Annotated in this window: 7 protein-coding genes; 4 read left to right on the forward strand and 3 right to left on the reverse strand. The window is 43.1% G+C overall.

What is annotated here, in order from left to right; translation table 11 throughout:
• The first annotated feature begins 59 nt into the window (after positions 1–59).
• Positions 60–983 (forward strand): PE-PGRS family protein, encoded by a 924-nt coding sequence (locus tag AC1XUD_RS21295; RefSeq protein ID WP_483363042.1) that lies wholly within the window; start codon positions 60–62, stop codon positions 981–983.
• Positions 984–1,024: 41 nt separating this feature from the next.
• Here the strand turns inward: AC1XUD_RS21295 and AC1XUD_RS21300 are convergent, their stop codons facing one another.
• The gene (locus tag AC1XUD_RS21300; RefSeq protein ID WP_483363043.1) at positions 1,025–3,397 is read right to left on the reverse strand and encodes an ATP-binding protein; all 2,373 of its coding nucleotides are present in this window, start codon (positions 3,395–3,397) and stop codon (positions 1,025–1,027) included.
• A gap of 236 nt (positions 3,398–3,633) precedes the next feature.
• On the opposite strand from AC1XUD_RS21300, the gene AC1XUD_RS21305 reads away from it, so the two are divergent.
• From AC1XUD_RS21305 to AC1XUD_RS21315, 3 genes are all read left to right on the forward strand, one after another.
• Entirely contained in the window at positions 3,634–5,745 is a 2,112-nt protein-coding gene (locus AC1XUD_RS21305) for a prolyl oligopeptidase family serine peptidase (RefSeq protein ID WP_483363044.1), read from the forward strand.
• 290 nt (positions 5,746–6,035) lie between these two features.
• Positions 6,036–8,159, forward strand: coding sequence for a bifunctional aldolase/short-chain dehydrogenase (locus AC1XUD_RS21310; protein WP_483363045.1), 2,124 nt, complete (start codon positions 6,036–6,038; stop codon positions 8,157–8,159).
• Positions 8,160–8,336: 177 nt separating this feature from the next.
• Complete coding sequence (locus AC1XUD_RS21315; protein ID WP_483363046.1) at positions 8,337–9,620, forward strand: sugar isomerase; 1,284 nt, start codon at positions 8,337–8,339, stop codon at positions 9,618–9,620.
• 111 nt (positions 9,621–9,731) lie between these two features.
• Here the strand turns inward: AC1XUD_RS21315 and AC1XUD_RS21320 are convergent, their stop codons facing one another.
• A complete protein-coding gene (locus AC1XUD_RS21320; RefSeq protein WP_483363047.1) occupies positions 9,732–10,751 on the reverse strand; it encodes a GntR family transcriptional regulator in 1,020 nt (339 codons plus the stop codon).
• A gap of 135 nt (positions 10,752–10,886) precedes the next feature.
• The gene (locus AC1XUD_RS21325) at positions 10,887–12,203 is read right to left on the reverse strand and encodes a DUF6600 domain-containing protein (protein WP_483363048.1); all 1,317 of its coding nucleotides are present in this window, start codon (positions 12,201–12,203) and stop codon (positions 10,887–10,889) included.
• Positions 12,204–12,486: the final 283 nt, after the last annotated feature.

Here is a 12,486-nt window from a genome sequence, read left to right on the forward strand (position 1 = left end):
CTGATAATAAATGCCGCAAAAGTACGTATTTTTACCAAATCTAACATGAAGAGTCATTTATGAATTTATCCCGCTTGCCAAGGAACATCAACAAGCTCATATGTTTAGCAGTATGGCTAACCTGTTTCACGGGATGCGGAGGAGATGATCCGAAGCCCACACCGCCCACTCCGACCGAAGATTTCGATTTGACCCCGGTAAAGTATCCAATAGCCCCCGGGCTGGTGGATGAAGCTTCCGGTATTACTCCTTCCAAAAATATGGATGGATATTACTGGACTCATCAGGACTCTGGAGGACCCAATTCTATTTACCTTATGTCTGGCGATGCGAAGAGCATCAAGGAATTTTCTGTGCCGGGAACCATGAATTATGATTGGGAGGATATAGCCTCTGGTCCAGGCCCACTGAATGGGGTGAATTATCTGTACATCGCGGATATAGGAAATAATAATATGCCTGTTGTGAGCGAAAATACAATATACCGTGTGCAGGAAATCGGTAGCGTTACTTCAGCATTTGATGAGTCGAAGGTTGACAAGATAAAATTTCGCTATCCAGATGGCCCTAGAGATGCCGAGTCCATTCTTCTTGATCCCGCCACTAAAGATCTTTATATACTGTCGAAAGAGCTGACTACAACAAACATATATCGTTTACCTTATCCTCAATCTACGACCGACGTGGCAACTGCGGAATTTTCTGGAGCAATACCGGGGGTAAAATTCGCAACCGCAGCCGATATCTCCGATGATGGTAATGAAATCCTTGTCCGCACGTACCTGGTGGCATATTATTGGAAAAAGAGACAGGGGGAATCGATTGTGCAGTCATTAACCCGGACATCGGACAAAACACTTTTGATCGCGCCGGAGCCTCAGGGGGAGGGTATATGTTTTGACAACAAGGCTCTAGGATTCCTGACTATCAGTGAAAAAAGTGAATCGTCAGCCATTTCCCTCAATTACTATAAAAGGAAGTGATGACGGTTGATTGCCACATACTTGATCCGGTGTAGCTAGTATTAAATCCGCGAAAGGTACTTTTGAATAGCTACTAGCAATTCGTCAGGATTGAAAGGCTTGATTATAACATCTGTAGCGCCAATTGAATAAAGCTTGTCCTCTGTTTCCAGTGCGAGACTCGCCGTCAATGCGATGATTGGTATGGTTTCCCCACGATCTCTCAGTATTCTGATAGCCTCATATCCATCCATTACGGGCATATGAAGATCCATCAACACGATATCATGAACAGCTTTATCTAATTTGTTTACTCCATCATGTCCATTCATGGCAACATCGCTCGTTGCTCCCCACTTTTTGAGGAAACTATCGAGAACCAGCACATTCATTTTGTTGTCCTCCACAATCAATACTCGCACTCCTTTTAAAGAATTAGCTTCCATTTCCGGCAGCAGTATTTGTACATCAGGTTCTTTCGTGAGTGAAATTTCGAAAGTCTGAGTGAAATGGAATTCAGAGCCTTCGTTTTCCCGGCTTTCCAATTCAAGCTCGATGCCTTGAGCCTCAAGCAAACGTTTCGAAATAGCAAGCCCGAGGCCGGTACCACTAAAACCACGGGATGTTGACGAGTCAACCTGAGTGAAACGCTCGAAAATGAGTTGTTGTTTCTCTTCGGGAATTCCTATTCCTGTATCCTTTACGGAAAACCGAACCGTGACATGAGCTGCAGTAAGATTTTTTACGTCCAATTTTAGCTTCACATATCCCTGACTGGTGAATTTAGCGGCATTGTGAACCAAATTGCCAAGAACTTGCGAAATACGTGTGATGTCGCCCAGCACTTTATCAGGAAGCTTTGGATCAAGTTCAAGTAAAAACTTGACATCAGATCCGGTTTGGGATGACATATAACCTGACATGATATTCCCTGACAGCAGGCGCAGATCTACCGGAAAACTTTGAAAGTGTATTTTCCCTGCCTCAATCGCACTGAAATCAAGAATGTCGTTTACGACAGTCAGCAGATTATTGGCAGAAAAAAGCATTACATCAAGCCTGGCCTTCTGGTCGGGTCGTGGCTCTTCTTTGATCATCAAATGTGTGATTCCGATCACGGAATTAAGAGGAGTACGAATCTCATGACTCATAGTGCTCAGAAATTCGCTTTTCGATTTGAGCCCTTGCTCTGCCCGGTCTTTAGCTATTTTGAGTGTTGAGGCAAATTTGAATGAGAGGATCAGTGACTGGCAGAAAAAGAAGAATATATATCCAACAAATGTCGCGCCCTGAACAGGGCTTCCCAACCCATAGTATTCCAATATAACGGCAACAGTAACAACAAATATTGAAACTGAACTCGCGAGAGAATAAACTGCCCCGATTCGGTTGTGTCTGAATGCATTCCAGTAGATATAAACTGCAAAGAGAACATAACCGATTAATATGAATAGAAATGAGTTCATCATAGCCGTGAATACGAGTGGGGGAGTCACGATTGTGATAAATCCGTAAACACCACAAACTGCACTCATGATCGAAAGCACCTTTTGAGGGGCGTCTTCCGGATAAAGTGCTTTTGTATACAATGCGAATAATGCAACTGATGTAAACAATGTTAAATATTCGAGTCGTATATAGAACAGCCAGTTCAAATAGGGGAGAACGTCATGCAGAAAGTACGGACTCGTACCCACTATTCTATAGCTGTAGGCTACGCAGAACAATGAAAAATACAAGATAGGCTTGTCGTGCTGCCCGAAAAGGTAGAGGCCCAGAAAAAATAACCCTCCCATGAAAATTCCTCCGGATAGGAAGATATCAAAAAACTGATTTAGCGATCGTTCCTTATCGATAAGGTAGTGGTTTCCAATAATGATGTTTTTGAATGCCCCCCCGCGGTGATGCGAAAAATTGGCTATTTGTAAAACCAGATCTAGTGTGTCGGAGTTGATGTGAATGGGTCGAACCTTTGTGTTCCAATAGGGTTTCGTAGTTGCCTCGCTCGTGCCCGGTTCTCCTGTTTTGGCAATCATCCGACCATTGACAAACAGTTTGCATGACGTATAGACGTCAGGTAAAAGTAGGGCAAGATTGGTACGGTGGGGAGGAAGATATATGGTAAGACGATATGTCGCGAAGCCTTGTGATGGAATAGGTCTGTTTTTCCAGCTAATATCAGACCATAACTTTGGAAAAGGCTTATATTCGAAATCATTGGACTTTTCGTCGGGTTGTAGTAATTGATTCCAATAGAATTGCCAGTCGCCCTGAAGCGCAACGGGTACATTCTCAACGTCATGTGATCTGAGATCAAGAATGCCGTTTTTGAAATCATAACGCTCTGGGTACGAACCGGCCTGAGCTACTGCAATAAGGCTCAGAGAGAAAACGAAAAAACACAGCACGCAGCTTAATGAACTTCGGCGGATCATTACAACAGCAGTTAGGAGTAAAATGTCAGACTTAGTGTAAATTTGGATGAAGTGACGTTCAAAATATATTCAATCTGATAACCATTGAGGCTATATGAGTGAAATATCGACAGGGGGTGAGTCATTCTTGTTGTAAAAATAATTACTGGCGATTTACCATTTTGTTTGGTAAAATGCAATGAAATTAATTGGAATTGAATGTTGGAATTGAGTGAAACGGTACCAAAAATATATATATGAAAACCTGTTTAAAGATAATGACTGTACTTTCTGCAACTATTTTATCGACTGACGGACAAAGTCAAACGATCACTTATCCGAACACCAAAAAAGTAGAACACACTGATAATTACCACGGTAACTCCGTATCCGATCCTTACCGATGGCTTGAAGACGATCGATCTTCTGAAACAGAAGCCTGGGTAAAAGCGGAGAACGAAGTAACCTTTGGCTATTTGAATCAAATCCCTTTTAAAAAGAAAATTTTTTCAGATTTGGAGAAAGCGTACAACTATCCCAAATACTCTGCCCCAACCAAAAAGGGGGACTATTTTTATTTTTACAAGAATGACGGCCTCCAAAACCAGGCAGTATTGTACAGACAGAAGGCTATAGATGGGAAGACAGAGATAATAATTGATCCCAATCAGCTCTCACCTGATGGCACCACAAGGCTTACCTTATTTCATCTGTCAAAAAGTGGTGATCATGCGGTTTGTGGGTTTTCGAAAGGAGGCTCGGACTGGCAGGAATATCAGATTATGGATATGAAAACTCTCAAAATGCTATCCGATAAACTGGAGTGGGTGAAAGTTTCCGGAGCGGCCTGGCAAGGCAATGGTTTTTATTATAGCCGTTATCCCAAGCCTGACGGGAGTGCACTTGCTGCGAAAAATGAAAACCATCAGGTATTTTATCATACAGTCGGCACAGCACAGTCGGACGACAAGTTGATATTTGAAGACAAAGCTAATCCGCAGCGATTTCATACCGTAAACACAACGGAAGATGAGGAATATGCAGCCTTGTATGTAAGTGATCGTGGAAAGGGAAAGGACGGCAACGGCCTTTGGGTTTTGAAAAAAGGTGAATCGAAATTCGTTGCCATACAGGAAGAGATTACTGATTTTAAGTTCGATCTGATAGATGATGTTGAAGGCGGGTTTCTGATCGAAACCAACGAAAATGCGCCTAACGGGAAGGTCCTTTTTTACGATATGAAGACCAAACAGTGGAAGCCTTTTATTCCGGAAAAACCAGAACCGCTTCAAGGCGTCAGTTCCGCTGGTGGTAAATTGTTTGCTTCGTATTCAAAGGATGTCACAACTCGGATATATGTTTATGATTTGGATGGAAAACTTCAAAAGGAGGTAGAACTGCCGGGTCTTGGAAGTGCAGGAGGATTTGATGGGGAGAAAAATGATAAGTTCGTTTTCTACACATTTACATCATTCACCTACCCTCCAACTATTTTTCGATATGATATTGCCTCTGGTAAATCGTCTGTTTTCAGAGCGCCGGAAGTAATTTTTAAACCTGAGGATTATGAGACCAAGCAGATATTTTATGCAAGCAAAGACGGAACGAAAGTGCCCGCTTTTATCAGTTTCAGGAAAGGATTAAAACTAAATGGAACCAATCCGACCATACTATATGGATATGGTGGCTTCAATATTAGTCTGACCCCCTCTTTCAGTCCGACCAGAATCCCCTTTTTGGATCAGGGTGGAGTATATGTGCAAGTGAATTTGCGTGGAGGAGGCGAATACGGGGAGATTTGGCATGAGCAAGGTATGAAACTCAAAAAGCAAAATGTATTCGACGATTTCATTGCCTGTGCCGAGTATTTAATTAAAGAACAGTACACTTCGCCGTCCTATCTGGCTGTGCAGGGAGGATCAAACGGTGGGCTTTTGGTCGGAGCAGTGATGAATCAGCGTCCCGACCTTTTCAAAGTTGCTTTTCCGGCCGTAGGAGTAATGGATATGCTTCGTTTTCATAAATTTACGATTGGATGGAACTGGATTGCTGATTACGGCAGCAGCGACAACGAAGAAGAATTCAAAATGCTTTATGGATATTCTCCTTTGCACAATATCAAAAGTGGCATAAACTATCCTGCAACTTTGATCACGACTGCTGACCACGACGATCGCGTGGTTCCCGCGCATTCTTTTAAATATGCTGCAGAATTACAGGCAAAAGCAGGAGCATCATCGACCAATCCATTGTTGATTAGGATAGATACCAATTCTGGTCATGGGGCGAGTAATACCAAAAAAGCGTTGGAAACACAGGCAGATATTTACGCGTTCATGTTTTACAACATGGGGCTGCTTTGGAAATAAATATCAGCAATGCCCGTTTTAGAATATGACTTGTGAAGTGAAAGTCGGCCTGAAAAAAAAATGTTGGTTCTAATTAGCATATTTCGCCTGGAAACGCGCGTTGTATGCTAATTTTTTGGGTATCAGTATCTTGGAAAAGTAATTAAATAAATAGACAGGATACCACAGGACGGTCAGTTATCATAAGTTTTCTATTCTTGCAACGTAGTATTAATTACTCAAAGAGTTAATCAATTCAAAAAATTACATATACTGCCTTCAATTTAAAATAAGATTAAAGAAAGAAAAATATGAACAATGTTAACACTGACAGTTATAAGTATGTAAGTTATCTGTGGGACGATGCCAAAGCAGCGTCTCTGGGGGATGACCAAATTGCACTTCTTCTGTATCGCTCCAATTTACTTGGCGCTGACTTGAGACTCACAAATTATGCAGGGGGGAACACGAGTTGTAAAACCATTGAAAAAGACCCGCTGACAGGCAACGATGTGGAGGTAATGTGGATCAAGGGTTCAGGAGGAGACATTGGTACTTTAACAAGAAGTGGGCTTGCAGGTTTGTATCAGGATCGTCTGCATAGTCTTAAGAATATTTACAGAGGGCTTGAGTTTGAAGATGAGATGGTTGAGTTGTTCAATCACTGTATCTACGACCTTAAATCAAAGGCACCGTCTATCGATACGCCGCTTCATGGACTGCTTCCCTTCAAGCATATAGATCACTTGCACCCTGACGCTTTGATCGCTATCGCAGCATCGAAGGAAGGAGAGGCGATCACAAAAGAGTTATTTAACGGAGAACTGGCGTGGGTGCCTTGGCAACGTCCTGGTTTCGACCTGGGTCTGAAACTGGAACAAACCCTTGCTGAAAATCCGGGTATCAGGGGTATCGTATTGGGTGGGCACGGATTGTTCACCTGGGGTGATACTGCCTATGAATCTTATATCAATACCCTTGATACCATCGAAAGAGCATCGGAATATCTTGCTGAAAATTATGGCAAAAAACGTCCGGTATTCGGTGGGCAAAAACTGGAAGCTGAAGCTCCGGAGCGTCGTTTGGAAATCGCCGCCAAAGTGATTCCATATCTACGTGGATTGGCTTCTGCCAAGCAAATGATGGTTGGTCATTTTACGGATGACGCTCGAGTATTGGAATTTACCGGAAGTCATGATTTGGGAAAACTTGCTCCTCTGGGAACCAGCTGCCCTGACCACTTCCTTCGTACGAAAATCCGTCCGTTGGTATTGGATCTGCCTTTTGAAAAACTGGAAGAAAGCAGCGAAGAGATTTTGAATCAGATCCGCCCTCAGTTTGAGGCATATCGCGCCGACTATCAGGCATATTATGACAGATGTAAACATGATAACAGCCCGGCAGTTCGCGACCCGAATCCGGTGATTATCTTGTTGCCGGGAGTTGGTATGTTCTCTTTTGCAAAAGATAAGCAAACTGCGCGTGTTGCAGCGGAATTTTACATCAATGCGATCAATGTAATGAAAGGTGCGGAAGCGATCTCTTCATATGTATCTCTTCCGGAGCAAGAAGCTTTCGATATCGAATATTGGTTGCTGGAAGAAGCGAAGCTTCAACGTATGCCAAAAGAAAAATCTGTTTCACGTAAAATTGCTTTGGTAACGGGTGGCTCAGGTGGTATCGGTAAGGCAATAGCGCTTAAATTTTTACAGGAGGGAGCCTGCGTTGTTATATCTGATATCGACGAAAAAGCACTTGCTGAAACTAAGGCTGAGTTTGATGCAACATTTGGAAAAGACTTTTCAGACACAGCCAATGCGAACGTTTTGGATGCAGATCAGATCTCGGAAGCCTTCAAGAAAACAAAACTTCGTTTCGGAGGAGTTGATATCATAGTAAACTGTGCAGGATTATCGATCTCGAAACCTTTGGCGGATACTACTATTAAAGACTGGGATATTTTGCAGGATGTATTGGTAAAAGGCCAGTTTCTGGTTTCTCAGGATGCGGTAGCGATTATGCGCCAACAGGGTTTAGGTGGTGATATCGTAAATATTGCGAGTAAAAATGGATTGGTTTCTGGGCCGAACAACGTGGCATATGGAACTGCAAAAGCGGCTCAGCAACATATGACAAGACTGCTGGCAGCAGAATTAGGCCCGGACAGAATCCGCGTGAACGTGGTGAACCCGGATGCAGTTATTGCGGGAAGTAAGATTTGGGAAAGTGGCTGGGCTGCTGGTCGTGCCAAAGCATATGGTATCAAAGTGGAAGAATTGCCTGCATACTACGCAAAACGCACTGTTTTGAATGCGGAAATCCATACGGAGGATATCGCCAATGGTGTTTATGTATTCGTAAGCGGATTGCTGAGCAAAAGCACCGGAAACGTGATCAACGTGGATGGCGGTGTGCCGGCTGCCTTTGTCAGATAAAAAATCAGTAATGAAAAGCCTGTTATCATCCTGGTGGTAACAGGCTTTATCTTTAATGCCGGTCTGGTACTACCGACAAAGCGATATAAACAATTTCGTGATAAAAGGATCTCGGCACAGGTTACAGAATGAGCCATATTCGCTCATTCGCAATTCACTCATTCAATATTTACAATCATGAGACTAGAGCAATATCAGATTGACCAGTACAATGATGGCTTTTTTTCAAGACATAATAATCAGTTTATATTTCTGAAAGAACAGCTGGCAGAGCAGGGAATCAACGCAATCGATATAGTGAAAGCGTTGGAAGCTTTTCAGGTAGCTATTCCAAGCTGGGCATTGGGAACCGGTGGGACGCGTTTTGGGCGTTTTTCAGGATCCGGCGAGCCGCGCTCTCTGGAAGAAAAGATTGAAGATGTTGGTTTGCTGCATGCGTTGAATGGATCCAGCGGTTCTATTTCACTGCATATTCCATGGGATATACCTGAAAGAGCCGAGTCGATTATTCAATTAGCATCCTCTCTCAATTTGCAATTTGATGCAGTAAATTCCAATACGTTTCAGGATCAGAAAGATCAGGAGCTTTCCTACAAATTCGGATCGCTCTCCCATGTCGACGCCAAGGTGCGTAAGCAGGCGGTCGATCATAATATCGAAGTAATCAAATATGGCAAGGATCTGGGTTCTAAGGCGCTTTCGATTTGGTTGTCGGACGGCTCATGCTTTCCGGGACAGTCCAATTTTGTGAGGGCTTTCCAAAATACGCTGGAATCGTTGCAGGAAATATATGCCGCTTTGCCGGACGATTGGAAGGTTTATGTTGAATATAAAGCATATGAGCCTAATTTCTATTCCACAGTTATTCAGGATTGGGGGAGTTCTTTATTGTTCTGTCAAAAACTGGGGCCGAAAGCTGATGTGCTGGTAGACCTTGGCCACCATTTGCCAAATGCGAATATCGAACAGATTGTGGCTACATTGATGATGGAAGGTCGTTTGGCCGGTTTCCATTTCAATGACTCCAAATATGGGGACGACGACCTTACTGTAGGAAGTATCAGACCTTATATGTTATTCCTGATTTTCGTGGAGTTGGTGGAAGGAATGAGTCGGGCAAATAGAGGTAGTGATAGTTATGCTTGGATGATTGATGCGAGCCATAATGTGAAGGACCCATTGGAGGATTTGCTGCAATCGGTCGATGCAATATTGATATCTTATGCGCAGGCGCTGTTAGTTGACCGAAAGAAATTGGAACAGGCAAGACTACAAAATGACGTGGTTTTAGCTCAGCAGATTCTACAAAACGCTTTCCGTACCGACGTGAGACCTTTGGTGAGAGAAGCCTCCCGCCTGAGTGGTGGTGCATTGGATACCATTGGTTTGTTCAGAAGTCTGAAAGTGCGTGACGAACTGATCAACGAGCGTGGCCGGGTGACGGTAGCGACTGGCCTTTAGCAAAAGTAATGTTGAAAAGGACCGGATGGATTAAGGTACTTTAGCCGAACCAGCGTTCCAATTTTAGAACATTGTATTTAGGAAGTGGCTCATTTAGGGCCACTTCTTTATTTATAGGGACTTGCGTTTGATGAGCGTGAATGGGTTTTTGATTACGGCCCTTTTGTTTTCATTGATCAGTTCGGCTGCGGTTTTTCCCATTTGTTCGTGATCTGTAGATATTGTGGTGATACCGTCGAGCAGGATTTCCTTTAACGGTGTTTCATTATATGAAATAATCCCGATATCCTTACCCACTGTTAATTGCTGCTCTCTGCATTTTTTGATCAGCAATACCAAATCGTTTTCCTCAATCACAACATATGCCGCATTCTTCACAACCCGACTGCTTTCCTGAAAATCGTAGATAATTTCGTGTTCGATTTCCTGTTGGATACAAAATACCCTGAAGCCTTTGATAATCTCTTTTGGATAGAGGATTAGCGTCGGAAAAATCAATATAAGTTTGGTGTAATCTTTGAGTAGTTCATCAGCCTCGTTTAACGCTGAAACGATATCTTTTTCAAAATTTTGATATACACAAGAATGCTTTTTGCTGTTTAAATCAATATCCTTATCCAGCAATATCAATTTTTCAGGCGGGATCAGTTTCAAAACTTCAATCACTTCTTCTGCCTTTTCATAGAAATGGGGCATGATGACATAGTAGTCGTATTCGCCGATGCTATTCTTGATCAGGTTCTTAAAAATATTGATGTTGGAGTGATGTATGTGTAAATCTACGTTCACATTGCGTCCCAGATTTTCCATAAACGCATTATAGATCTGCTTTTTGTAATTACTGATTTTGTTAAAAACCAACAGAACTCTCAACGTATTTTCGATATCCACCCGATTGATAAAATATCCTTTACCTCTAACGGAAATCAATACTCCGTCTTTAATCAAATGCTTATATGCTTTTTCAACGGTATCTCTTGAAAGCAGGTACTCTTCACTTAACTGATTGATAGAGGGGATTTTATCCCCTCGCTTGAGCTTGCCTTTACTGATGGCTTGCAGAATTGATTTGATGATTTGAATGTACTTGGGTGCACTCTCTTTAAACTCTATGTCAAACTGTATTTCCATTAGTGGGTCAGGATTTATAATATCTTTAAAAATAGCATAAATCCGGGGTTTAGAGTAGCCAATTCCACTAAAAAATAAGGACCCGTTAAGAAGGGTTAGGATTCTTAACGGGCCTTATTATTGAAATCTTAATTATCAACGCGGAGATCTGCCTCCTCTTTCTGAACCACCGGATCTTGATCCTCCAGAATTTCCGGAAGGTTGCCCGCTACTTCTTTGGTTTTGTGAAGGAGCACTTCTTTCTGCCGGAGCCGATCTCACAGAAGGAGCGCTCTGCTGACCTCTTCCAAAATCTGAATTTCGGTCACCGGATGATCTTTCACTTCTTTCCGTTCTGTAACTCGGAGCGGGAGAAGGAGAGGGCTGCTGACCACGGTTATTATCTCTGTTCACTGAAGGGTTTCCAGTAGGACTTTCCGCCGGCTGATATCCGCCACCACGATTTGAGCTTCTGTTCTCTGAACGGTTGCTGTAATCGGGAACGCTTGTTCTGTTGTTCTCACGCTCGGTTGAGTAGTCACCGCGGCTTCCGCCTCTGTTGGCAGACCGATCATTGTAATCAGATGGCGTTGTTCTGTTGCTATTCGGATCTGCGCTCCGGTCATTTGAAAAGCCACCGCGGTTCCCACGGTTATTGTTGTCGTTTCGGTCAGGAGTTCTCCCTGCGTCCACTCTGCGGTTTTCATTCCGGTACTCCGTATTGTTTTGTCTGCTATTATAGTTCTCTCTTGAATTATAGCCGTCATTGCCGCGGCTGTTTGATGCAACGATCACCCGGCCTCTTCTACTGTTATCGATTTGACGCACAGGTATTTCCCGTCTCGTAACATATGCCAACTCATCGCGGCGCGGACCCGCTACATATACCCGGTTGTTGCTCCGGTAGTAGTTGTTAATGATCGTAGTCTGGTTGTATATATGGGTGATGCGATTACGCGGAACCCAGTAATTGTGCCAATTTGGAGTACACATATATCTTTGAGGAACAAACACCCACCAGAAAGAAGGGATATTGATCGACACATTGATATTTACACCGGGACCCATCGGAGCCCAACCATAATATCCACCGCCCGAACGCCAGCTTACCCAAGCAGGTCCCCATTCGTAACCCGGAATCCAGAACCAGCCCGAGTAGTCATCATAAGACCAGCGGCCATAGTGGAATGGAGCCCATCCCCAATCGTAATCCGACACCCAGGTATTACCATAATCCGTCATTTCCCAATAACCATTGGTGGAGTAAGGCTGGAAACCATTGTCAACGTATGGAGTCCATACGGTACCATATTGTGGATTATTGATCCAGCGGCCGTAAGGAGAAAGCTCCTGATAAAAAGTTTGAAAAGAAATCGAAACACCAGGCTGCGCGGCCACTTGTTGCTGAACCGAAAGCCCGGCAAGCAACACCAACGAGAGGCTTAAAATCCGAAATTTATGTATGGCGTTCATAGCTATTAAAATGAATTGAGTGCTAAAATGAAATTCGGTATTTGGACGCACATTCCTGGAAAAGGTTTAATGGTTGAAAGGTGGTGATTTTTCATCGAAACATTGGCTTAAGTGTTCGGTGGGTAACGATAATTTTTTATGTTTAGTTAACTTGCTGAAAATGATATAGTTGCTTTATTATTTTGGTTGTAAAGTTTGATGTTAAAGCGAATAGTGAGTGGATATTAGTATAGACGTTAACTAACGTTAACAAAGAGGGGGCATCTCAATGACCTGTCAGAAT

The sequence above is a fragment of the Dyadobacter sp. HNCC25DJ184 genome (assembly GCF_056895215.1).